The organism is Spirochaetota bacterium (genome assembly GCA_017999915.1).
In the GTDB taxonomy this organism is placed as follows: Bacteria; Spirochaetota; UBA4802; order UBA4802; family UBA5550; genus RBG-16-49-21.
In genome coordinates this window covers 490,484-515,266 of sequence record JAGNKX010000001.1, presented here as the reverse complement: position 1 = coordinate 515,266, position 24,783 = coordinate 490,484, and the positions used below count along the sequence as shown (strand labels likewise).

The following is a 24,783-nucleotide window of genomic DNA, read 5'->3' as shown; positions in this document are numbered from 1 at the left end:
AGGAAACCAGTATGGCGGATGAAGTACAAGCAACTCAGCCTGCGGAGGGAGCGGCCGCTCCGGAGGGAGCACAGGCTGCGGCCGGCAAGACAAAAAAGATCAATAGAATGACCGCGAAAGAGCTCACCTCGAAACTCGAGGAAATTGAGAAAGGTAACATGACCGGCTCAAAATATTACAAGCAGCTGCTCCAGAGAAAAAAGGAAATGGGAGCGTAAATCGGCTCAGAAGGGGCTGCCTCCGCCTCTGACGGAGGTGCCCCGCTCCATTTTTAAATCCTGTTTCAATCCTGCCTCATCAGCACCACATACTCGTACTTGAATAGATCTTCGATAAACTGCCGTATGATTTCATGGTCATCTTTCTGTGAATGTGACGTCAGTATGAAATTCACCCTGCCGGAATAATTGACGCTTATGAAGTCCCTGTACTGGCCCCTCAGTACACGATAGCCCAGTTGTTCGGCGATCCGGACCAGATAGGAAAACCGGATGGTGTATTCGCAGTGCCCCATAAGGGGTATCCGTTCGGGGTTCATGGCGCTCGTAATAGTGATCTTATGTTTCAGTTCTTCCGGCACCGTTGCTTCGCAACTGTGTTCACTCAGGTATATGTACCTGACGCCGGCTGAGCAGAGTTTTTCCACTGCTTCCATGGCGCCGATATTAAGATTGAATGTACGCTCCGGAACGGGCAGTGCGTAGTTGTGGAAAAACCGCGATATCTTTTCTGTGAAGGGATCGTCGTGAGGGGACGCCATACTATCAGGGGATATATCGCAGATGGTTGGGAAATCGCCGACTATTTCATTCAGGATCACCAGATCATAAGCATTGTAAAATGAGGCACCGATGTAGAAAAAATCGTTTTCCAGGAAGGATACGCCACAATCCTTCAGGGTTTCTCTCTGCTTGTTCAGCAGCACCGGGGAGAGATCGATCATAGCCACTTTGGTAAAGCTTCCTTTTCGCAAAAAGTCCCTCATGAGGAATCCATAGCCCCCTCCGATTTCGGCCACAGATGAAAGTGTGTTCAGCGGGATGAGTTTGCTCAGATGATCGAAAAGGAGCTCTCCGAAGCTTCCCGGCTTTTCCAGGACGCTTCGGCAGGGGCTTGACGCGCCTTCCAGGGCATTGGTCACGGTGAGCTCCCAGCCGAGGGTCTGTAATCCTTCTCGGTGATAGTGTGTTGTGTCATTGATATGATAATCTGAGGCCATGGCTATGAATGCGCTGCCGGAGCGACCGATGAAAGAGGGGGCGTCAAATGATGATCTTACCGCTGGTTTCAGACATGCGGGTGAGAAGGTAAAAAGTGACGATCATGCCGATCAGCCCGGCGCATGACAGGAATAGGGTGAGCACTAATTTTTTCTTTTCGGCGTAAGGAAGAAGACGGAAATTCTGGAGCTTGTATTTGATATCGAGAAATTTATTGATCAAGGATGGTATGATTTGATCAAACCGGATGCTGTCAAGGGCGCTCTTAAGAGGGGTCATTTTTTTCAGCGTCCCCGTCGTGTGACTGAGGTCGAAGGAAGCGTCCTTGTATATGTCGGTATTGTCGGGATTGGCGACAAAGCTGTATCCGCAATTGCATTTGACCTTGATGGTTCCTTTGTCGATGGGAAACCGGAGCCTGGTTTTACAGGTGGGGCACGTTTTTATCAGGTACATGGCTCTATTGCAGATCTCTGATCTTTTTCAGGATTTCCGGAACCCGGGTATAGAATTCCTCGAGTTCAGCCTGGCTGAGGCCAACTTTTTTAATGGCTTCGTCCTTGATCTCATGGTACAGACCGTCATTGCCGATGCCTATGCCGCCCATGAGGCAGATGGCATTGGCAATGTGTACGATTGATACCTCGAACATGTGCTCAGCGGGGGCGCCGACAGGATCCTGGTAAAAACTGACGATGGACCTGAGGACCGGCGGGAAATTCCACTTGGTCAGGATTTTTTCACCGACTTCCTGGTGGTTGTATCCCATGATTTCCTTTTCTGCAATATGAAAAGGAACGTTTTGTGTTTGCACCAGTTTCAATATCTCCTTGAAGGCCTGCTGGACATAGAGGGCGATAACGACCTTGCCGACATTGTGAATGATGCCTCCGGTGAAGACAACATCGGCGATTTCCTTTTTCTTTTTCGCTATGGCGATGTCACGGGACATGGTAGCCACGGCAAGTCCCTGCTTCCAGAGGTCACCCTGACCCAGGTCATATCCCATCACAGGCTTGTCCAGCACAGGCTTTGCCACTACCAGGAGCACTATGTCCTTCACTTCCTTGAGGCCCAGGGTAACGATGGCGCGGTCAATGGACGTTATCTCTTTCCCCTTGCTGAAGAAAGCAGAATTGCAGAGTTTCAATATATTGGCGGTGATGGCCTGGTTCTTTGAGATTTCCTGGGCAACATCCTTAAAAGAAACATCGGGGTTGCTGACCATATTTATGACCTTGCTCGCCACCTCAGGAAGGGGGGGCAGCTGGTCGATATTGTTAATTATTGCTTCGATGCGCTGTTTTATATTCTGGTCCATACACAGTCTCCGGACGACCGTTGTTAAACTTTATAGTATACTTTTTCCTGTCCGCCGGCCTTGACCTTCATGCGGCCGTCTTCCAGGTAAAAATCGATAACTTTTCCAAGGTTACCGCCAACATCTTCCACGAGGATCGGTATGCCGAGCTTCTGAAGCTCGACCTTTGTCTGTTCGATGTTGCGGTCGCCGATCTGGCCAAGGGATACATTTGAGCCGAATTTGAACATGGAAGCGCCGCCGGCTATTTTGGCGGAAAGATTCTCTTTTTTCGATCCGTCTTTCAGGAGCTCCTTTACCAGGAAGGGTATGGCGGTATCGGCATATTTTTCCAGATTGGGATTTCCCTTCTGATTCTGCGGAAGGAGGATGTGGGCCATGCCGCCGATTTTCTTAACACGGTCGTAAATGCAAATGCCGACACAGCTGCCGAGAATCGTCCTCAACACGGCAGGAGAAGAAGATGTTCGTACCTGGGCAACACCCACCGTAATAATTTCACTCATAACTATTACTCTGCACGATTAAGATTATTCAAAAGTTATTAATTGTATACTATAACAATCCAGCATATTTGTCAAGAGCATTAGGACTTATTTTCAAATTGCCGGTAAAGGCAGATTGGGACAGGATTAATGTGATTTGATGAATAAACCCGGCGTTTGTTCCTCGATTTTTTTCAGGCTGGCGAACATCTTGTTCATATCGATAAAGTAATAGGCATTCCTGTATTTTAACAGAATCCTGCCTTTATAGCCCCCCCCCAGCTGGTAGGCGAAGGGTATGGGTTTTTTTTCCATTCCATACCGGGCAGCCCATAGTCCCTTGGAGGATTCGACAACATAACCTTGGCCGACAAGTTCAATGTCGACAATGTCTGTCAGTTTGGCCAGGGATTTCTTTTCTTTACTTCCGATGGCGTACTGCATTATTTCCCAGTTCCCTGAATTCCCCGTTATATATCGGATAGTATTTTCGCCCAAATGGTATTTCGAGGAAGACAAAGCCAGGTTCTTGATGACTACAGCGCCGTTGGATATCTGTAAAAGGTTATAGAAATACGAGCCGGCAATGCCGGATAAGATACAGAGAAGATCGTCCCGCTTGGAAAGACTAACCCTGTAGTAATTGGCGTAGGGTGGAGGAAATGATTCTTTATGAAGCAGTTCGCTCGTATTATGGAGAATACTGTAGCGATACAGCTTGAAATTTTTATAGTAGATTATGGTGTCTCCGTCTATGGAAACGGCTTTGACCCTGTTTTTTTTCTCTCCGATGGTTTCATCGTTTCGATGATCGCCGTCTCCGTTATAGATACAGAATTTGATTCCGTCGCTGATGACGGCATAATCAGCGGTTCTGTCAATACAGGTTATGGCCTCACTGTCTGTCAGTGTGTACTTGTATGTGGATGGGTATACAACTTCCGCGCCGTTGTCCTGGATTTTATATAGAAGGGCGCCGTTTGATTGAAGATTTGTCCCTTCCACTGAACCGATGGAGACAGTATTGATGAATTCTTCTTCGAGGATCTGGAGGGCATTGGGCTGTTTTTCGTTGTAGGCGGCAATGGCTTTGTCCAGTTTTCTGTCCGGATCAAGGGAACACCCTGTGAGGATTGCAATGAAAGAACAGGTTATGGCGGTGACTATGGTATAGATTTTTATCATGACGTTACTTTATTTCATTTTTTTTCTGGTTTGAATTTTTTCCACTATCCGCTTCAGGAATTCCGCATCATAGAGTTCAATGGTCTTTGACTGAGCAAAGGCCTTTGCCCTGATGCTGAATTTTGATGTTGTTATATAGATACCGGTCTTGCATTTTTCCTCATTGATGAGCTTATGAAAATCATTCATGTTTTCTTCTGTTATTTCCCTGGTGGTCCTGTGGAAATAGATCAGGATGGGCGGGTCGTTGATTCTCTTGATGTTGTAGGCCCGGTATTGGTATTCGTTGGAGTTGATCCGGTCCTTGGAGATGATGTTGTAGTTGAGGCTCGATATGGTTTCCACTATGGTCGGCTGCAATGATTCCAGTGACGAGATAAACATGGTCATAAGGCTGTCATTGCCGAGAATGTCCTGATAGGATTCAATCTTGAGGCGGGTCCCGCGGAAATTTGGATTCTCTTCCGCTATTTTGGTCCAGTGATGAAAGGCTTCTTTTATCTTGTTCTGGTGTTCATAGCATTCGGCTAGGAGATAGCGGTACTGGTGCGATTCTTCATCCTTTTCCTTGAGACTGCCGAGGCCCTGTTCAAGGATTTCGATGGCGTTGTCGTATTCTTCCATCTGGTGATAGATTTCGCCGATCTTGTAGATGCTCTTCAAATAATACTTCCGTTCCTTTTTTGATTTATCAAACATCGTGATGGCGCTTCGGAAGTCTTTTTTCATTTGATAAATGGAGCCGAGGTGAAATTGAGCGTCGCTGTTATCACCCGGTACGGACATGGCCTTGGTGAGGTATTCCTCGCCTTTTTCGTAATCGGAGATATTGTAGCATGATATCCCCAGGGGCAGGTAGATATCGGTAAGGGAGGGATTCAGGGTAATGGCCCTGATCAGGTGTTCCCGGGCTTTCTTGTACTCTTTCTTTTTATACAGGGCATGGCCTATGCGGTGGTTGGCCGTAAGGTCTTCGGGATTGAAGGTCAGGATGGCCTTGTATTCCTCGATTTCCTTGGGGAAGTTCTTTGTATCATGATAAAGGCGGGCAAGATGGTAATGAATCTCGATTTCGTTGATAAACTTGCTGAAATCCGGAAGGCTCAGGATATTATTCAATTCTGAAATGGCCAGAAGGTACTGGTTTTGCTTCATGAGTATCTGGGCCCGGAGGTACCGGGCCGGGGCATAGTCGCCCTTTTGATCCAGGATTTTTTTTATGATTTCATTGGCCTTGCTTATATCATTATCTTCAAGGTATTCCTCAGCTTTTCGGATTTTCGAAGGAAAAGAAGTTGATTTAACAATGATGAAAATAATAATGATTAATACGAGGAAGAATGCAAGTATGGCATAACTCATTATATTCTACTCAAGTATCCTATTGTTTTCACTGGAACCTGGATCCAGAGGAACATAGCTACACCACGGAGGGTGTATACAATATCTTTCTATTTATATGGCGTGGTTGTATCTTCCGTCAAGTAGATTATCGGCGGGCGAAACATATTGGTGTCGTGATAAATTTCATAATTGACAAAATAACCATTTTTTCAATTTTATTTTTCTTTACAATCTGGTGGAAATTAATCGCACTACATATGATCATTCCATAAACCATTTCGATGGGAAGCATTGTTTAGGAGGTTGCCATGGCTGAAGTCGGCATAATAGTGGGAAGCGACTCTGACCTGCCCAAGATCAAAGACTGCTTTGACATTCTCGATGAGCTCCGGGTCGGTTTTGAAGTCATTATTTCTTCAGCGCACCGCTGTCCGGTCCAGACCATGGAATGGTCATCAACGGCGTCAAAGAGGGGCCTCAAGGTGATCATAGCAGCCGCGGGCGGCGCGGCCCATCTTCCCGGCGTCGTGGCCTCCCATACGACACTTCCCGTGATAGGTATACCCATAGAGACCGCCATTGCGGGGGGGCTTGATTCAATGCTGTCGATCATCCAGATGCCCGCCGGTATCCCGGTCGCGGCAATGGCGGCGGGGAAGGCGGGCGGGGCCAACGCGGCCCTGTTCGCGGTGAGCATCCTCGCATTGTCCGACGGGGGCTGCGCCGAGCGCCTCCTGAGCTACCGGAAGTCCATGGCGGATAAAATTTCGGGAAGGAACGAACAGCTGAAGAAGATGGGATTAAAAGAATACATTAAAAACAAAGAGGCAGGCAGATGATCGATCATGCCGTTCAGATTCCCAATGAGCGGATCGTTATTCTTGATTTTGGGTCACAATATACGCAGCTCATAGCCCGCAAGATCAGGGAGCTCCATGTATACGCGGAGATCGTGCCCTATTATTATCCTGTTGAAGAGATCAAGAAGGAAAAACCCGCGGCCATCATACTCTCCGGAGGACCGTCGTCGACCTATGAAAAAGGGGCGCCCCAGGCGGCGCCGGAGATCTTTTCTTTGAACATCCCCATGCTGGGAATATGTTACGGCCTCTACCAGGTCGTAGAGGCCTTCAAGGGAAAAATAGAGAGCGCCCGGTCCAAGGAATACGGGCGTGCGTTTATAGACATACGAGAAGAATCGCCTCTTTTCAAAGGATTGTCCCGCCGCGAGCAGGTGTGGATGAGTCACGGCGACAAGGTGGTGGCTCCGCCTCCGGGTTTTTCAGTTATCGCCTCATCGGAAAACGCGGAAACTGCGGCCATCGAGCACAGGGATTCAAAGATCTACGGGGTGCAATTCCATCCGGAAGTGTACCATACGGTGAACGGGAAAAAGGTCCTTGAGAATTTCCTCTTCGGCATATGCAACCTCCGCCCGACCTGGAACATGGAATCCTTTATCGAGACATCGGTGGAAGCGATACGGAATGAGGTCAAGGACGGGACCGTGCTCCTGGGCCTGTCTGGCGGGGTCGATTCGTCGGTAACGGCGGTGCTGCTCCAGAAAGCCCTCGGCGATCGGTGCTACTGCGTCTTCGTGAATAACGGCGTGCTGCGGAAAAACGAACACCTCCAGGTGGTGGAGCGTTTTAACAAGCACATGAAGCTGAACCTGATTTATGCCGACGCCTCGGCGCGGTTCCTGAAAAAGCTCCGCGGCGTCGATAAACCGGAGCAGAAACGGAGGATCATCGGCCGCGAGTTCATCAAGGTTTTCATGGAGGAGGCGAAGAAGATCGGCCGGTTCGATTTCCTGGCCCAGGGGACCCTCTATCCGGATGTCATTGAATCGGTATCCACGAAGGGACCCTCTGACACAATCAAGAGCCATCATAACCGTGTTCCGGAAGTCCTGAAGCTGATAAAGTCCGGAAGGGTCATCGAACCGCTCAAGGAGCTTTTCAAGGACGAGGTCCGGGAACTGGGACGGGTCCTCGGCATGCCGGAGGAGCTCATCAACCGTCAGCCCTTCCCGGGGCCAGGTCTTGCCATCAGGATAATCGGCGAAGTCACTCAAGAGCGGATCCGGATCCTCCAGGAGGCGGACGATATCGTGGTTCGGGAGATCAAGGATGCAGGGCTTTACAACGATCTGTGGCAGATCTTCGCCGTGTATCTGCCGGTAAAGTCGGTCGGTGTCATGGGGGACAGCAGGACCTATGAGAACGTCATAGCCATCCGTGGCGTGACCTCCGTGGATGCCATGACCGCGGACTGGGCCTATCTCCCGGAGGCTCTTCTCAGAAAAATTTCAAATCGGATCATCAATGAGGTAAAAGGGATCAACAGGGTGGTGTATGATATTTCCTCGAAGCCGCCCAGCACCATCGAATGGGAATGACAATCACACTGACCCCTCAAGCTTGTGGCGCTTCAGCGCGGTGTTGATGGTCCAGTGCAGGTCGATCCCCCTGACGGGCTTCAATAGATATCCATAGGACTTCGTTGTCTCCTTGGCTTTTTGAATCGTGTCATAATTCGTGTTCGCCGTGAGATAGATTATGGGTATCCCGAATTTCTTATTTATGACCGCCGCTGTTTCAATACCGTTTATTTTTCCCTTGAGGGTGATATCCATAAGGATGATATCAGGATCCAGTATGCTGATTTTATCAAGGGTATCTTCGCCGGATACAAAGGTGTCAATGACTGCATAATCCAGGTTTTCGAGCATCTTTTGAATGGCATAGGCTGTTATTGAATCGTCTTCGACAAGTACTACTCTGGTTTTAATCATCAAGCACCTATTTTAAAATTAAACAGTATATTTATTACTGTTTTTTAATCTGGTACTGTATACAAAAAACAACGCACCATATCAATATAGTGCTTTTTTAAGGTATTAGATGACAATTTTTTTTAAAATAAAAAATATTTTGCCACTATATCAAATTTTGTGATTTTTTCATTAAAAAATATTCCCGTTTTTTGTTAATAAACGATGATTATTAATGAAATTTAAAGATAAGAAATACTGCTCTATGATGCTCAGTATTGTTCGATATCAAGAAGGTGCTTTTTTATATTCACACCACCTGAATAATTGCCCATGGACCCGTCAGACCTGATCACACGATGGCAGGGAATAATAATGGGGAAGCTGTTCTTTGCCATGGTGTTGCCGACAAACCTGGCTCCGCCGGGAATGCCTGACTTCCAGGCAAGATCGCCGTAAGATATGGTGGATCCTGTCGGTATTTTCAATAATTCGCCGTACACCTGTATCTCCTTGAGTGTGTACCATGAAAGATCGAGATTCACCGTAATGCCGTACATCGTCAGGTCCAATGATCTGTTCTTTAAATTGGTCCTATGCCTCGGCGGTTTTGCAGTTCTTCCCTTATTTCGGGAATTGAATCCCTGGAAGTAGCGGTCCAGGATGCGAATTGTTTTCGTGATGGCCACTGACGATCCTCTGGTAAAGAACGTAGCGATGTTTTTTTTCGCGGGATAGGAATCGCGGTATAGTATGGCTTTGAGTGATGAGTCATTACCGAGAATAAATATGTCACCGACTGAAGAGCTGAACCTCTCGTAGAAAATATCACCGCTGCGGCGAATATGATCCAATGTCGCGAGGTCAACCATCATTATTCTCGAATATTTTCAATACTGACTGCCTGTCCTTTTCAAGCTGTTCGATCAACAGTTCCTTTGATTGGAACTTTATTTCGCCCCGTGTCCGTTCGAAGAATTCAAGGGTGAGAATGGTATCGTAGATCATTTCATTGAAGTCGAAGATATACACTTCAATGGTGCGGGTTTCCCCTGAAAAGGTGGGATTTGACCCGATGTTGAGCATGCCCTTTTTTTTGGTACCGTCCTCGAATATGACACGCACAGCGTAGACCCCGTCGCCCGGTATTATTTTATCCGGGTGAAGGGGGTGAATATTGGCGGTGGGGAACCCGAGGTGGCGGCCGCGACCCTTCCCCTCGACAACTGAGCCGGAGAGCGTATAGCGCCATCCCAGGAGCTTGTTGGCCATCGGCATGTTGCCGCTCTCGATCTCTTTCCTTATCCAGGTTGACGATACGGGGTGCTCGTAGCGGTCCTCCTCCTCGATCCGGGTGATCTCCACTCCGGTTGACGCGGCGAGGTCGGAGAGGAAATCGATGTTCCCCTCGCGATTTTTGCCGAAGGCGTGGTCATAGCCGACCACAAGGTGTTTAGCGTCGAGCTTGCCGATGAGTATCTCGTTATAAAAATCGATGGCGTGCATTTCGGCCATCTGGCGCGTGAAGTTGAGGAGTATGATGTTGGGGATCCCGAAGTTATATATGGCGTTGACTTTTTCTTCCGAGGTCGTTATGATTTTGATTGGATGTTCGGGATTAAGAACTTTCCTCGGGTGCGATGAGAAGGTTATGACCACCGGGTCGCCCGACTTTCTGTTGGCCGTGTCGAGAAGGGTGTTCAGGATCTTTCGATGTCCCAGATGGACGCCGTCGAAGTTACCGATGGTGACCACCGGGTTTATGAACAGGTCCTTGTGTTCCGGGATATGATGATATATCTTCATTGCTGTGGCGCTGTATCGGTACGGATGATGGCGGCCGTTGCATGGGGCCCACATACCATGTTATTTATCATAGAGCCTTCTCATCTCCTGGTGCGCGGTATTGATGATGAATTGATCCAGAAGCACAATGGCCATAAAGGCTTCGGCAACCGGCCACACCCGGGAAACTATGGTCGGATCCCGCCTGGTCACGGCGGCCAGGTTCGCGTCGGTATTGGACACCTTGTCTATCGTTTTCTGGGGCTTGGCGATGGTCGGTGTCGGCTTGATGGCCAGGCGGACTACTATGTCCTGTCCGGTGGTGAGACCGCCGGTAATGCCGCCGCTGTTATTATCAGAAAAGGCAACCTTACCGTTCTTCATGAACATCTGGTCATTGCACTGGCTCCCGGTCATGTCCTTGACCCTGAGGCCCGCTCCAATCTCAACGGACTTGACCGTGCCGATGCTCATCATCCGTCCCAGCTCGCCGTCAAGCTTGTTGAACACCGGTTCGCCGATGCCGGCTGGCACGCCCCGGGCCACCACCTCGACAACGCCGCCGCTGGAATCGCCGCTGTCCCGTATGGCAAGGATCTTGTCGTACATGGCCCGGGCGCTTTCCAGGTGGGGGCAGTTCAGGACCGGGTGTATCCCCTGCTCTGCCAGGGCCGCGATCTCCTTTTCAGACAGTGGCGGTCGTTTTATATCGGGAACCATTTTCTCGATTTCTGCCAGGACGGCTATCTTTTCCACAAAGCGCATGCCGGGGCGGAACCGCCTTTCCTTGAAAATAAGGTTGTACACGGGGTCCATGTCGCGGCGGATTGTCTTGAAGGCGGATATCCTGTCGCGAATAAGATCATATCCCATGTCTTCCATGACCACGCCCGCTGCCTCGCGGACAAAGGAGAATATCTCGATGCCCCGATCGGCCAGGATTTTTTTCGCCACGGCGCCGGCGGCGACGATGGTCGATGTATAGCGCCCGCTGAATATGCCGGCGCCTATGGAATCGTCCCACTGGCCGTATTTCTGGTACGAGGCATAGGACGCATGGCCGGGACGCGGGGTCCTGTTGGTGACGCGGTACTGCTCGATATGCTCGAAGTGCCGGTCCAGGTTGGGAATCAGGATCGTCAGGGGCGTGCCGTTGGTATGGCCCTCATTGGTGAATCCGGTCATGGTGTCTGCGGCGTTAACGCCGGTATAGATGACCGGGATGTCCGGCTCGCGCCGCGGCGAGGATAGCTCTCCCTGGCCGGGCTTGCGCTGCAGAAGATCGAAATAGATCTCTTCCTCCTGAAGGTGGATCCCGGCGGGAATACCCTGGAGATGAGTTACCAGACCCTCCTGGTATGAGCCGCCCGCCACGGTCACTTGAAAAAACTGGCCATAGGTGCATCCGATCATGACAATACCTCGAGGAGGACAATTTGATCGCAGCGTGCTTTCATCCCCGGAGCTCTGCTCCGAAGACGGGAGCACGCAAAACATTATTCGACAAAATCCCCCGTAGCATGCTGCGGGGGATTTTATGACAGATAGTTTGGGCGAAACTCCCTGTCAAGTTTTTTAATGATAGGCCCATGGTTAGGGCCTGGTTTTTGAAGGTCAATTGGACTTCATTTTCATCGCGAAATACGTTTTTTTAATCAACGGATAAGTTGATGGACGCGTGACTAACCGTAGAAGCAATGATTGGACCTTGCCGGTCATTCCCGGCGTGATGCGGGCCTTGCCGCGGAACAGGGCGTCAACGGCTTTTTTCGCACAGGCCTCGGAAGAGATGAGGGTATGGCGTATGGCCGGCGGAATAAAGACATCATTGGCGGTGAAAAAATTCGTCCTGATGCCTCCCGGTGTCAGGCAGGTCACATGGATGTTGCGCTCCTTCAGCTCGCAGTGAAGCGATTCAGTTAAGGAAAGAATATATCTTTTTGTCGGACCGTAGGTCATCGACGCAGGGTCGGGGAACTCAGAATTGATGGAGGAGACATTCAGGATGTATCCGCGGCGGCGCTCCATCATGGGCCTGCAAAACAGGAAGCAGAGCTTCGTCAGGGAAAGGACGTGGAGATTGATGACCTGTTCAATGCTCCGGATATCTGCCATCTCGCGTTCTATGTTCAGGTATATGCCGGCGCAATTGATGAGGATATCGATGGAGATGTTTTTTTTTCTGCACCAGTCAAATATGCGGTCCGCGGAATCGGCGTCGAATAGATTCATTTCCAATATGGATACGGAGGTGTGGTACCGGGAGGATATATCCGCCTGAACCCGCTTCAGTTCTTTCCGGTTTTCACTGGTCAGGACCATGTCATGTCCCCGCCGGGCAAGGTCACGGGCAAAGGACTCTCCCAGGCCCGAGGATGCCCCGGTGACCAGGGCGGTCATTTTATTGGCACATTGAATTGCTGTTTTCATCGTCATCTCCGGGAATTGTCATGAAATGTTTCCGCAATGCTGCAGGCCGTTTGATAATCATAATCCGTCGTTATTTTAAAATTCGAGTAGTCCCCGTCTATCATCCTGACATTGGCGCCGGTCGCAAGGACCAGGCTCACATCGTCGGTGGAGGCAAGGGACCTGGCGCGGGCTTTGTCATGGGCGTCCTTGATGATGGAATAACGGAACCCCTGGGGGGTCTGCGCATAGTACAACCTGTCCCGAAGAGGCACGGAGGTGACAAAGTCATTGTCGATTTCGGCAATAGTGTCATGGACGGGGACATAGGCTGCCGCAGCCCCATGGTCGCGTATGCCGGCGATGCAGCGGAGCATGATCTCCTGACTCACGAAGGGCCGCGCCGCGTCATGGAAAATCAGTATGTCGTCTTCGGCGTAATCGACCGACGTGATGGCATTAAAGGCCGATTCCTGCCGCGTTGAACCGCCGGGAACGGTCTTTATATGTTTCGTGATGCCATGGTCGGTTACTATCGAATGTATCTGGGCTGTGAATTCCTCGGGTATAACCGTAATGATATGGTCGACCTCGGGGAGCTGCTGGCACAGTTCGAGGGACCAGGCAATGATCGGCTTTGATCCAAGAGGAAGGAATTGCTTGGGGGTTTTCCCGCCAAGGCGCAATCCCCGTCCGCCGGCAAGAATGATTGTGTAGATGCGATTCATGGATTTACTCCGGTTTCAGATTTGTAAACATGTCTGGAATGATTACGAAAATTACAAGATGCGAGTCGGCGACAATGGCTGGAAGATTCACCGTTCCGGAGAAATAAATGAAGCTCCCGTTGACAAGGCTGATTGCCGGAAGGTTCAAGGGAAGTCTCTAATCCAGCGAAATTCTTTTTTTCTTTTCGCAAATTAATACTCGGTAATAACTTCTTGTCAGAAATTCTTGAATAATTATGATTAATGTCAAGAAAAATTAGAACTTCAACAGAATTAACATCGTTGAAGCAACTCTATCCTGGATAAACCGATGCCATTTGTTTTATTCTCATCCAAAACAATATTATGGGGTGCCTGAGACCGTGCTTATTATCACAACGATTCGAGGCTCTTCAAGAGGGTACGCGCCGCCTTTTCCCAGGAAAAGAGCTTGGAACGCTTCAGCCCCATTCGGGAAAGGTTTTTACGCAGTGTTTGATTATTTAAAACCTGTTCCATGGTCGCGGACAGTGTTTCCACGTCTTCAGGATCGATCAGGATGGCAGCGTCGCCCGCCACTTCCGGAATTGACGATGAATTCGACGTTATGACCGGGCATCCGCACTGCATGGCCTCAAGGACCGGGAGGCCGAATCCCTCATACAGGGAGGGGAACAGAAAGAGCTCCGCTCCGGTATAGAGGGGGGCCAATTCCTCATTTGCCACATACCCGGTTACCAGGATGTTATCCCGGATGTCCGAAGAAGCGATGTCCTTGAAGAGATCGGCAATGACCCAGCCGGTCATTCCCACCAGGACCAGCTGGTAATCCCGGCGGCTTGGCATAGTACGATATGCCTGGAGCAGGGCCTTGAGGTTCTTTCTCGGTTCCAGGGTGCATACCGAGAGAATAAATTTTTTTGTTATGCCGTGCTTTTTCCGTATGGCTGTAATGGACTGTTGGGAAGCCGGATAATAAATAACCGGATCCGCCGCCAGGGGTATCGCGTCGATGCGTGTCGTTATGCCCAACAGCTCCCGTGCGTCTTTTTTCGTGTTTTCCGATATCGATACGAGGAGATCCATTTTTTTCATGTTCCGCAGGGTGAAGAGCTTCATCCGTATCTTGTTGCCGAATTCCATGGTCCCGGGATAAAGCTTCCAGACAAGGTCATAGAGTATCCCGGCCTTTTTCACCGGGGAAAGAAAGAAGTATGGATAAAAATAGGTGGAGGTTCCCAGGTAGATATCCACTTGATTGTCCCTGAGGGATGAAACGACCTTGAAGGAATAGACAAAATCATCGAGAAGACTCACAAAGATCTTTATCACGCGGCAGCAGATAATCCCCGTCACGCAAAGAATGCTTTTCTTTTTTTCGTTTTCCGATTTCAGCCGGAGCCATGTGGAAGTCACCTTCAGGCGGAGGCGCTTAAGGAGATAATTGAACTGGATATGGCGCCACCGGGGACCGGTCACGGTGACATGCTTCAGATCATCCATGGTGTAGATAAAATATTCATTTTCGCGGTCCAGCATCTGGAGCTCGTTCAGGTAGTGAAGAATGACCTTGCCGACCCCGGTGAGCTTGTCGTCGCTGAGGGCGTGGGCTTCCACGGCAATTCTCATTTGCCGGCTCCGGCGGCGCTTTTCTGTATTGCGCATTTCAATCATCGCGTGACGCATTCGTTAAAAACATCCAGTATTCCCCGGGCTGTTTTTTCCCAGGTGAAGCGACGGCAGTTTTTAAGGCCCGCCGCGATAAGCCTCTTTTTCAGTTTAACATCCTTCACGATGCGTATCATGGCGGAGGCCATGTCGTCGATATCGCGGGGATTGACATAGAGAGCGCCGTCGCCGGCAACTTCGGGGCAGCTGGAAACATTGCTGGTGATGACCGGGCAGCCGCACGCCTGGGCTTCCAGTATCGGAAGGCCGAAGCCCTCGTAGAGGGAAGGATACAGGTAGCAGTCAGCGAGATTGTACATGATCACCAGCTCCTCCTCGCTGATGAATCCGAGCTTGATGATGCGTTCCTCAAGGCCGTTGGCCACGATCATGTCATGGACTTCCGTGTCGAGCCATGAATCGCCGCCGGTAAAATAGATCACGTGGGGGATGATGTCCTTGATCTTGATAAAGGCCCTGATGAGGTTTACCATGTTTTTCCGGGGGCTCAGGGAGCCGGCGTAAAAAAAGAAAGGCGTCTTCAACCGGTACTTGTCCCTGGTTTTTTTAAGCTTCTTCGCGTCGGTGATCTTCTTGAAATGGGGCTCCACGCCCTCCTTGACGACGCGGATCTTTTCCGGCCCAATGCGCAGGAGCTCCTTCATCCGCGACGCGGTAAAATCCGAAACGGTAAGGTCGATCCTGGAAAGCCGGGCCGCGACCGGGATCATCAATTTATGGTGGAGATTATCGAAAAACTTGAATTCGCGGAAATCGAAATCCTCGAAATACACGATGTCATGGTACACGGGAATCTTTTTTCCCCGCACCAGCGGCGAAAAGGTGTTCTTGGGGAAGAGGAAGAGATCGATGCGGTTACGCCACGAGAACAGGGGAAGAAACAGGTAATCGAATAATATCTTGGAACGGAGCGGGACGATTTTAACGGTAAAATTATCAGGCAGGGGAAAGGTGAAATCCATGGAATCGTACATGAGAATGTGATACCGGTTCGTCCTGTCAATGGCCGCAAGCTCCCTGATAACATTCATGGTATACCGCGCCGGACCTCCCTTTCTCTCGTTCAAAACCCGGGCATTTATGACTATATTCATGAAACCACCTTACGCGTGCCGGTCATGGCGGCAATTTTTTTAAAACAGGCACGGTAGCCTTCGGCCTGGTTTCGCACGTCATACTTTTTTGAAAGGGCAAGGCCCTTGTTTTGAAGGGTGAGGCGCTTTTTTTCGCTCTGTACCAGATCGCGGAGTTTATCCGCGATATCCACCGGAGAAAGAGGATCGGCATAAACCACGGCATCGCCGAATACCTCCGGAATGGCGGTGCTTCTCGCCGTAAGGACCGCGGTCCCCGATGCCATGGCTTCCAGTATGGGCAGGCAGAAGCCCTCATGGAGGGAGGGAAGGGCGAAGACCTTCGCTTCCCGGTAGAGCGCCGCGAGGGTGTCGCCGGCCACGTATCCCTTGAAGATAATCCTCTTCCTGACCGGATCGTTGAGGCGATCGATCAGGTCGCGGAGGGGAGTGTTCTTCCATCCGCTTCCTCCCACGATGACAAGGTCAGAGTCGATGTCGCCGGCAACGCGGGCAAAGGCCTGGACCAGGTTCAGAAGGTTTTTTCGCGGCTGCAGGGTCCCCACGAAGAGTATGTAATTCTTTTTCTCGGCTTTTTTTGCGGGGGGAAAATTTTCAAGCTCGATGCCGTTGTAGACCACGGAGATTTTTTCATCGGCGATGCCCAGGTAGGTCACCATCTCTTTTTTTGAATGATGGGATACAGTAAAAAAATAATCCGACCTTCTTATAAAAAACGGGAAGAAGTAATTATAGAAGATGCTGTTGGCAAGGGAAATGGCCTCAGGTATTGCCTTGAAGGCCACGTCATGGATCGTTGTCGCTACCGTGACCCTTTTGGGAAGAAACAGGGGGAAATACTCGGCGCCGGCGAAAAATAATTCCACGCCGTCGCTCAGGATCTGTCTTTTCAGGGAAGGGCTCTGGAGCCAGAAACGCCGCTTTCCCGTAAGGATGCCGGGTATCTGACGCAAAGTGAAGCGGGGGTTGGCAAGAATCGCCTCGGCATACTCACTGTGAGAAATGCCGGGGGTGTACAGGAAATACTCGTTTTCCCGGTCGATGCGGGACAGCTCCTTTAAAAGCCTCAGGAGATAGTTTCCGAGCCCGTCGATATGCTCGGCATAGAGATAGTACGCGTCAACGCCTATTATCATGATTTGATCACTCCAGAAGATGACTTAGTTGAATGATTGTGTACCGTCAATGAAAAAAATGAATCCGGGAGATAATAAGCGTTCAGTGCAATCCATGATGGTTAGCGCTCAGGGGAGGGTCATGTGAATCCTCAATTGCTTAATCAGTGCAGCTGTCCTCATCCTTTCACAACGGGATTGCAGGTGATTGACCGTGTCTGCAAAACATGTTTCCGGATACACCGTTGTTCCCGGCATGGTCAGGATGACCATGCCCAGGTCTTGGCCGATGACATGGACAAGAGAATCAATGCGAGCTTTATTAAGGCTGTACTCTCTCTCGGGAAAGGGAGGAAATGAAAAAAATACCCTGATGTTACGGGCTCGACCATAACAGGCAAAATTCTTTAGATAGAGAAGGTTCTTTGCATCCGGCTCCTCAAACCGGGCGCCCTGTTCTCCCAGGGGTCTCATGATCTTGAAGGATTTCTTTCTGTCGCCATGGATAGTGTAATTGTCTGCGTAACGGTAGAAACCGCCGGTGAAGATGTGAGCGAAATTATCGTCTATGAGCACGTGCAGGTATGTTTTAATCTTCAACTGATTGAGAAGGATGATGTATTTAATATCATCGGCGATGTCGACAAGCTGCCAGTCGGTTACTATACTTCTCCGCGATTTCATAAGAAAAAAGAATTCATTTGCTTCCTCATTCTCTCTGATATATTTGAAAAAATTTGAGCTAAGCAGCGTGCCATATTCCTGGCAAATAACGACAATATCGCCCGGAGCAAGATAGGGCTTCAATTCATCCAGATACCGTTCCATGCTTAAGCCGCCCCAGAGACCCATGTTGATGACTGAATAGTAGTTGTTCCCGGTTTTTTTCAATTCAAGCTCCAGTCGAGCGCTGTCAAGGGTTATCAGGTTGCTTCCGCCGATAAAGATTATTCTCGGGGATTTTGCCGAATTCAGCATATCACGCTTGTTCACGAGAGCAGCCAGGTCATGGTTGTAGTCTCCGGGAACTGACCAGACAATGAGCGTGCAGAGCGCTAAAAGCAGGAACATGATAATTCCTTTCTGCATGATATGGAGGAGGACTCTCAATGTTTTATCCAGTTTAACCTTGAGCGATAAATGATGAAAGATCCGCACTATCAGAACCTGAAATAAATAAATTGATCCTTTGTGAACATGCCGAAAAATAAAATCCCTGCTGCTATAAAAAAATAGAAAGACCAGCGCACAAACCGGGATTTCCGTGAAAGGATTTCCCACACGTCACCATGCTTATGGAGAGTATTGAACAGCCAGAGCGCAAGTATCGAAAAGACCGTAATGACCATCTCCGGCCGGTATGTTTCCCTTGAAAATCCGAGTATCTGGTTTCCCCTGGCTATATCAGTGATCGATTTCAGCCGCGCCGTGTCCGCAGCCGCAACTGAGGTGATGATATCTGCCAGGCCGGAGAAAATGCTGGAATATATATTGATGGCTTCGGAGAGGGTGCCGGATCTGAAAAGGACCCAGGCAAAAAGGACCAGGGTCCCTGTTGCTATTACTCGCAATGCTTTTCGGCACTGTGGCAGCCTTTTAAGCCCTGCTATCCCGGCCAGACGCTCTCGAAGGGGATCTGTCCATAAGCCGGTGACGACAAAGGCGCCATGGAGAGCTCCCCAGGCAACGAAGGTCCCGTTCGCTCCATGCCAAAGACCGCTTGCGAGAAAGGTCGTCATGATATTGACCGAATGGCGCACCCTGGGGACACGGTTGCCTCCGAGAGGAATATAGAGATAATCCCGAAACCATGTAGAGAGGGATATATGCCATCTTCTCCAGAATTCGGCGATCGAGCCGGCCCCGTAGGGAAGCTTGAAATTCTCCATCAGCCTGAAACCGAATATACGGGCCGATCCGCGGGCCATGTCGGTGTATCCGGAAAAATCGGAATAGAGCTGTACCGCAAAGAAGAACGTGGCGAGGAGGAAATAAATGCCGTGGTAATGGCCGGGGCGGCCGTATACTTCATTGACCACTATGGCGACTCGGTCGGCTATGACCGTTTTTTTGAAAAGGCCCCAGGCGAAGATCTTGATGCCCCCGGTAATGGCTTCATAATCAGGGTCATGGCGTTCATGGAACTGGGCGATGAAGCCGGGCCGTTCGATGGGTCCGGCGGCGAATTTCGGGAAAAACATCATATAGAGGATAAATATGCCCAAGTGTTTTTCGGGGAGGATGGAGCCCCTGTGAACTTCAATGATGTAACAGAGACATTGCAGCGTATAATAGGAGATGCCGAGGGGCACGATGAAATCGGCGATCGCAGCCGGATAATGGATATGAATGAACCATGCAGCCTGGAACAGGGCCTTGTAAAAGATCGGTATGTATTTAAACATACATAAGAGAGCCAGGGGTGTTATGATTCCAATGATTAGAAGCACCATCCGTTTGTGCTTATTATCGATGTTACATCCGGATATCCTCAGGGCAATGGTGTATTCAATACCGGCAACTACCGCTAGAGGAATGATAAACCAGGGATTGAAGGAGAGGAAATAAAAAGAGACTGCAATAAGCCAGAGCCACCGCCATGCGTAGGGGATCAGGTAGTATGCGATAACTGCGACAGGCAAAAAAAATAGATATTCGATGGTGTTGAATTGCATAGCATAAAACAATTAACATTCGAATCAGGATGTGGTAAAACAGGAACCTATATATTGACAAAGAGCACGTCACATGCCCAGGAGATAACAATCAGTGGTGATTGTGCGGATTTGCTTATAATGCTTTCCTGAGCAATTTTATCATTTCAGGCGTTCTGATGGATTCACCTTTATCATTCAGATGATAAATGGTATCGGCGAAATAATCCTCCGGGTAGACAAAATCAGAGGGTTTATTCAACAATGTGCCTTTGAATGATTTCTTCATCAACTGATAATAGGCGTCGATGAACTTTTCGTTTTCCCTGTATTTATGCTCCGGGAAGTGGGAAAAATAAAAAAAGACCCTGGCCTTGCGCTGCGACGCAAAATCGAAGAAATCGTTGAGAAAGGCGAGTTTTTCCCAGTCGGGGTCGCTGAAATTGGTGGTGCTGTCTCCGAGGGGCCTGAAAATCATATAGGGTTTGTTCCGATCGCCGTTGGCGTTGAAATCATCCTGAAAGCCGGGAAACCCTATATCGAAAAGGCGCGAGAACCGGAACGTGACTATTTTCAGGAGAAAGGATTTTGTCTTCATCTGTGCCAGCTCATGCATGAGCTTGAAAAGATTGAAGGCCTCGCCACGCCTCAGGTACTCCGTGATATGGCGTCCCGGGGACATGAGGAACAGGAATTTTTTGGCTTCATCATTCGTATGTATGTAGGTATAGAAATTCTTGTCCAGTATGGTGCCGTATTCCATTGTAATGACGATGACATCGGCCGGCTTGATATACGGCTTTATTTCCTCGATTATTTCCGCGGTTCCCATGCCTCCCCAGGAACTCATGTCGATGATATTATAGTGCAGTTCCTGCGCAATTGCCTCGCTTTTAAGGGAGAGCACGCTGCTCCCGCCGACGAAAATCATGCGCGGATGCTCCTTTGTCTTCAGCATTTCTTTCTTGTTCAGGAGCGCGGCAAGATCATGGGGATGGGTCCCCGGGATGATCCAGATCAGGGCAATGGTCGCGCCCATGAGGATGAAGCAGATGATTATTTTTCCTAGCAGCTTTACCATAGTGTGCGAAGCCTAAAACTTAAAATATATGAATTGCTGATTGGCGAAAACGCCGAAAAATACCAGCATAAAGAGCATGCCGAAGTACAACAGCCAGCGGAAATACCACGGCTTGCGGGATATGACAACACGCAGGCGCTCCTTGCTGTTTTCCTGGATAAGCTCCACTGAGAACCAGGCGATAAGCGTAACGGCAAGGGTGGCCATTTCCGGAAGAAAGGCCGGCTTGGCGAATCCGAGGAAGGTCACCTTATTCTGGATAACCAGGAATAATTTGAGCTTCTCATAGTCAAGGGCGGAAATAATTTTGAATAGTTCGCCGAATCCGACATGGAGATGGGTGATGATGTAAAAGCCGTCAGAGGTGGTATTGGCCCTGAAGAAGATTCCTGCAAAGGTGAATAATAAAAATGTCGTGAATATTTTCAACGCTTTATGGAACCGCGGCACCCGCGTGAGGCCGATGAGGCTGTTGAAGCGGTTCCTGATGGTTTCCGTCCAAATTGAAAAGAGCTGATAGAAGCCGTTCATGCTGGCCCATATGATGAAGGTCCAGTTGGCGCCGTGCCAGATGCCGCTTACCAGGAAGATCACCATGATGTTATATTGCCACCGCCACCGGGCAACCCGCTTCCCGCCCAGGGGAATATAGATGTAATCCCTCAGCCATGCTATAAGTGTAATATGCCATCGCCGCCAGAGATCGGATATGGAGGTGGACAGGTACGGGCGCTTGAAGTTTTCCGTCAGCCTGATGCCCATGAGCTGGGCAATGCCGACGGCCAGGTCAGAATATCCAGCGAAATCGCAATAGACCTGGAAAATGAAGCAGAAGCAAGCTATGATCAGGTATATGCCGTGATAGCCGTGGGGGTTGTTGAAGACTTCGTTGGCTACGATCGCCGCCCGGTCGGCTATGACGATTTTCTTAAAGAAACCCCATGCCATCAGCTTGAGGCCGTCGGTAAAATTCTGATAATCAAAGGGATGCTCTTCCCTGAACTGCGGGATGAGTCTGCCCGCCCGCTCGATGGGACCGGCGACGATCTTCGGGAAAAATAGAAAATAAAGGGAGAATATGCCAAGATGGCGTTCCGGTTTTTCTCCCCGGTACACATCAATGATATAGCTGATGCTGTGGAAGGTGTAATACGAAATGCCCACCGGGACGAGAATGTTCAACACCTGCGCCGGATAGTTCAACCTGAGAAATGACGCAATCTGCGAGATGGTCTGGCTGAAAAAATTAAAATATTTAAACATGAAGAGAAGAATAAGGGGAAAGATAATGCCGGCGACCATTAATAACTTTCCGTTTCTTGCTCTAGATGTCCTGTTCTTATCGATGAGAATGGCAAGGTAATACTCGACCAGTATGACAGAAAGGATCGAAAAAGCGATGATTATATAGTAATAAAAATGAGTTTTTCCCGCGACATAGGTGGAATAGTAAAAATAGCCGAAGAAGAAGCAGCTGGTAACCAGGAGCCATATCCATCTCCATTTGTGGGCCAGAAGGAAATACACCAGGAGAACAACAGGAAGAAATATGAAAAAGTCAATTGAGTTAAACAGCATACCGCATATCGTTCATTATGAATTTAAAGATGCATCATTGGCATTGTTTGACTTTATCGTCAAGAATATTATTGCCGATTTAGCTGGGGTGCAACGTATAGTCGTATTTTAAATATAGTCAAGACAAAAAAATTATTTGGCGTTCAATTAAGAGGATAAAAGAAAGTGTTCCTCGTTGGATTCCCGCGAGATACTATTCCGATATCATCCACTCGAGACTGTCCCGAATGCTGTAGACCGGCTGCCAGTTATACTGTTTTTTGAAAAATGAACTGTCACCTATGGATTTTACAATCTCTTTTTTGCGGAATAATGAATCTGAATGCTCAATATTCAGCTTGATATGCGCTATCTCCTGGATCATCAATACCAGGTCGGCTATTTTATAGGCCGTTCCGCTGGCGATATTGAAAATGCTGCCGTCTTTAAAGTCTTCCATGATGCGGATATAGGCGTCGCACACATCACGTACGTCCAGGAAGTCCCTCATGACATTGAGATTGCCCAGTTGGATGCTGCTTTTTTTATCCTTAATTGATTTGACTATTTTGGGTATCACGAAATGCGGATCCTGACCGCGCCCGATATGGTTGAAGGGCCTGACGATCGTTGTAGGGATGCCATATTCATGGTGGAATACCTTGACCAGGTGTTCCGCCGATGCCTTGCTCGCTCCATAGTGATTGACCGGGTTTATCGGGGACTTTTCTGAAATAGGCTGGCTTGCTTCTTCAACAATACCGTAGATTTGCGAAGAGCTTACCAGGAGGAAACGCGGTTTTGTCGACAGGTGCGACGCTGCGGTAAGAAGGTTCAGGGTGCCGGTCACATTAATCGAATACAGCTGCGACGGGTTCGCGTAATCAACCCTGGATATTGCGGCAAGATGAAAAATAAAATCAGGGGCAAGCTTTTGGATACTCTGTAATACCGCTTCATGGTCGGTAATATCAACGGCGTGAACATTCTCGTCATTGCTGCGGATATCAATTCCGGAGACGCGATATCCCTTTTCCTCCAGCATGCGCCGCAGTATTGTTCCAACAAAACCATTGATGCCGGTAATAACAATGTTCATGGTTTTACTCATTGTTACAGGCGAGGTACCCATAACCGTGGCAATTTATCGGGATTGCTGTACCCGTTCAAGGTCACACTGGACCATGATCTGCACTAATTCTTTAAATTTGACCTTAGGCTCCCAGCCGAGCTCTTTTTTAGCCAGCGAATAATCTCCGAGGAGCTGGTCAACTTCGCCGGGGCGGAAATATTTGGGATTGATCTGGACCAATGTCTTGCCGGTCTTTGCATCAAGGCCCTTTTCATTGACACCGGACCCCTTCCACTCGATGGTGATTCCGACGTGATTAAAGGCGTGTTCTATGAACTCGCGGACCGAATGATTTTCATTGGTGGCGAGTATGTAATCCTTCGGTTTCGGCTGTTGCAGCATCAGCCACATTCCTTCGACATATTCCTTTGCGAAACCCCAGTCGCGCTTGGCGTCCATGTTGCCTATTTCGAAAGAATCCTGCTTCCCGAGCTTGATCCGGGCGATGGCGTCGCTTACTTTTCTCGTTACAAATTCTATTCCGCGGAGGGGGGACTCATGGTTGAAAAGGATCCCGGAGCAGCCGAAGATGTTGTATGACTCGCGGTAGTTTATCGTGAGCCAGTGGCCGTACAGCTTGGCCGTGGCATAGGGGCTTTTCGGATAAAAAGGTGTGGTTTCCTTCTGCGGAATTTCCTGCACCAGCCCGAACATCTCCGAGCTGGAGGCCTGGTAGAATTTTATCTTCGGATCGACGATCCTGATCGCTTCAAGGACCCGCGTTACGCCGATGGCTGTTATTTCCCCGGTCAATACGGGCTTCTCAAAGGATACTGCCACGAAGCTCTGGGCCGCCAGATTGTAAACTTCTTCCGGCTTAATCTTGTCGAATGTTCGAATCAAGTTGCCGGTGTCGAGGATGTCCACTTCCATGAGCTCAACATCGTTTTTAATATTGAGTTCCTCGATTCTCCAGAAATTAGGGGAACTGGTCCGACGATATCCTCCATAGACTTTATATCCTTTTTTCAGCAGCAGTTCGGCAAGATAGGCGCCGTCCTGGCCTGTGATTCCAGTGATAAATGCGGTTTTTGACATATTATAAAATACCTCGTGACAAATAAAAAACGTAATTGTAATGCTATGGCTCTTTTAATGAGACTGATCCAGATTATGGATAGGGATCATTATTTGTCAATGATCATTTTCCGCGTCATGAATTCAGGACCGCGATGAGGTCCGTAACCGAGAAAAGCATTGACATGAAAAAATAAAAGCGTTATAAGGAC

24 protein-coding genes are annotated in these 24,783 nt (G+C 49.1%); 3 read left to right on the top strand and 21 right to left on the bottom strand.

Annotation, left to right across the window (positions count from 1 at the left end; translation table 11 throughout):
• Positions 1-11: 11 nt before the first annotated feature.
• Entirely contained in the window at positions 12-218 is a 207-nt protein-coding gene (locus KA369_02145; GenBank protein ID MBP7734753.1) for a hypothetical protein, read from the top strand.
• 65 nt (positions 219-283) lie between these two features.
• Here the strand turns inward: KA369_02145 and KA369_02140 are convergent, their stop codons facing one another.
• The 6 genes from KA369_02140 to KA369_02115 all read right to left on the bottom strand — a co-directional run bounded on the left by KA369_02140 (position 284) and on the right by KA369_02115 (position 5,573).
• Complete coding sequence (locus KA369_02140; GenBank protein MBP7734752.1) at positions 284-1,219, bottom strand: hypothetical protein; 936 nt, start codon at positions 1,217-1,219, stop codon at positions 284-286.
• Positions 1,220-1,262: 43 nt separating this feature from the next.
• Entirely contained in the window at positions 1,263-1,676 is a 414-nt protein-coding gene (locus KA369_02135; protein MBP7734751.1) for a hypothetical protein, read from the bottom strand.
• A gap of 4 nt (positions 1,677-1,680) precedes the next feature.
• Positions 1,681-2,541, bottom strand: a complete 861-nt coding sequence (locus KA369_02130) for an HDOD domain-containing protein (GenBank protein ID MBP7734750.1) — start codon at positions 2,539-2,541, stop codon at positions 1,681-1,683.
• Positions 2,542-2,564: 23 nt separating this feature from the next.
• Entirely contained in the window at positions 2,565-3,047 is a 483-nt protein-coding gene (locus KA369_02125) for a chemotaxis protein CheD (protein MBP7734749.1), read from the bottom strand.
• Between the two features lie 126 nt (positions 3,048-3,173).
• Positions 3,174-4,211 (bottom strand): hypothetical protein, encoded by a 1,038-nt coding sequence (locus KA369_02120; GenBank protein MBP7734748.1) that lies wholly within the window; start codon positions 4,209-4,211, stop codon positions 3,174-3,176.
• A gap of 9 nt (positions 4,212-4,220) precedes the next feature.
• Positions 4,221-5,573 (bottom strand): tetratricopeptide repeat protein, encoded by a 1,353-nt coding sequence (locus KA369_02115; GenBank protein ID MBP7734747.1) that lies wholly within the window; start codon positions 5,571-5,573, stop codon positions 4,221-4,223.
• Between the two features lie 290 nt (positions 5,574-5,863).
• Between KA369_02115 and purE the strand changes: the two genes are divergently transcribed.
• Together purE and guaA are read left to right on the top strand one after the other, a co-directional pair.
• Positions 5,864-6,394, top strand: a complete 531-nt coding sequence (gene purE / locus KA369_02110; GenBank protein ID MBP7734746.1) for a 5-(carboxyamino)imidazole ribonucleotide mutase — start codon at positions 5,864-5,866, stop codon at positions 6,392-6,394.
• A complete protein-coding gene (guaA, locus tag KA369_02105; GenBank protein MBP7734745.1) occupies positions 6,391-7,956 on the top strand; it encodes a glutamine-hydrolyzing GMP synthase in 1,566 nt (521 codons plus the stop codon). Before purE ends, guaA begins: the two co-directional genes overlap by 4 nt.
• Positions 7,957-7,959: 3 nt before the next feature.
• On the opposite strand, the gene KA369_02100 is transcribed toward guaA, so the two are convergent.
• The 15 genes from KA369_02100 to gmd all read right to left on the bottom strand — a co-directional run bounded on the left by KA369_02100 (position 7,960) and on the right by gmd (position 24,592).
• The gene (locus KA369_02100) at positions 7,960-8,352 is read right to left on the bottom strand and encodes a response regulator (protein MBP7734744.1); all 393 of its coding nucleotides are present in this window, start codon (positions 8,350-8,352) and stop codon (positions 7,960-7,962) included.
• A gap of 251 nt (positions 8,353-8,603) precedes the next feature.
• Complete coding sequence (locus KA369_02095) at positions 8,604-9,203, bottom strand: MGMT family protein (protein MBP7734743.1); 600 nt, start codon at positions 9,201-9,203, stop codon at positions 8,604-8,606.
• Positions 9,196-10,137 carry a bifunctional riboflavin kinase/FAD synthetase gene (locus KA369_02090; protein ID MBP7734742.1) on the bottom strand — a complete coding sequence of 314 codons (942 nt, stop codon included), beginning with the start codon at positions 10,135-10,137 and terminating at the stop codon, positions 9,196-9,198. The genes KA369_02095 and KA369_02090 overlap by 8 nt, the downstream gene beginning before the upstream one ends.
• A 60-nt stretch (positions 10,138-10,197) precedes the next feature.
• Positions 10,198-11,529 (bottom strand): chorismate synthase, encoded by a 1,332-nt coding sequence (locus KA369_02085; GenBank protein ID MBP7734741.1) that lies wholly within the window; start codon positions 11,527-11,529, stop codon positions 10,198-10,200.
• Between the two features lie 201 nt (positions 11,530-11,730).
• A complete protein-coding gene (locus KA369_02080; protein ID MBP7734740.1) occupies positions 11,731-12,546 on the bottom strand; it encodes an SDR family NAD(P)-dependent oxidoreductase in 816 nt (271 codons plus the stop codon).
• A gap of 2 nt (positions 12,547-12,548) precedes the next feature.
• Positions 12,549-13,253 (bottom strand): 2-C-methyl-D-erythritol 4-phosphate cytidylyltransferase, encoded by a 705-nt coding sequence (gene ispD, locus KA369_02075; GenBank protein MBP7734739.1) that lies wholly within the window; start codon positions 13,251-13,253, stop codon positions 12,549-12,551.
• Positions 13,254-13,625: 372 nt separating this feature from the next.
• Positions 13,626-14,861, bottom strand: a complete 1,236-nt coding sequence (locus KA369_02070; GenBank protein ID MBP7734738.1) for a glycosyltransferase family 4 protein — start codon at positions 14,859-14,861, stop codon at positions 13,626-13,628.
• Positions 14,862-14,902: 41 nt separating this feature from the next.
• The gene (locus KA369_02065) at positions 14,903-16,015 is read right to left on the bottom strand and encodes a glycosyltransferase family 4 protein (GenBank protein ID MBP7734737.1); all 1,113 of its coding nucleotides are present in this window, start codon (positions 16,013-16,015) and stop codon (positions 14,903-14,905) included.
• On the bottom strand, positions 16,012-17,151 hold the full coding sequence (locus KA369_02060) for a glycosyltransferase family 4 protein (GenBank protein ID MBP7734736.1): 1,140 nt from the start codon (positions 17,149-17,151) through the stop codon (positions 16,012-16,014). The genes KA369_02065 and KA369_02060 overlap by 4 nt, the downstream gene beginning before the upstream one ends.
• Before the next feature lie 108 nt (positions 17,152-17,259).
• Positions 17,260-18,201, bottom strand: a complete 942-nt coding sequence (locus KA369_02055; GenBank protein ID MBP7734735.1) for a hypothetical protein — start codon at positions 18,199-18,201, stop codon at positions 17,260-17,262.
• 89 nt (positions 18,202-18,290) lie between these two features.
• Complete coding sequence (locus tag KA369_02050) at positions 18,291-19,535, bottom strand: MBOAT family protein (protein ID MBP7734734.1); 1,245 nt, start codon at positions 19,533-19,535, stop codon at positions 18,291-18,293.
• 385 nt (positions 19,536-19,920) lie between these two features.
• Positions 19,921-20,865 (bottom strand): hypothetical protein, encoded by a 945-nt coding sequence (locus KA369_02045; protein ID MBP7734733.1) that lies wholly within the window; start codon positions 20,863-20,865, stop codon positions 19,921-19,923.
• Between the two features lie 12 nt (positions 20,866-20,877).
• Entirely contained in the window at positions 20,878-22,443 is a 1,566-nt protein-coding gene (locus KA369_02040) for an MBOAT family protein (protein MBP7734732.1), read from the bottom strand.
• Between the two features lie 193 nt (positions 22,444-22,636).
• A complete protein-coding gene (locus KA369_02035) occupies positions 22,637-23,521 on the bottom strand; it encodes a GDP-mannose 4,6-dehydratase (GenBank protein ID MBP7734731.1) in 885 nt (294 codons plus the stop codon).
• Between the two features lie 45 nt (positions 23,522-23,566).
• Positions 23,567-24,592, bottom strand: a complete 1,026-nt coding sequence (gene gmd / locus KA369_02030; GenBank protein MBP7734730.1) for a GDP-mannose 4,6-dehydratase — start codon at positions 24,590-24,592, stop codon at positions 23,567-23,569.
• Positions 24,593-24,783: the final 191 nt, after the last annotated feature.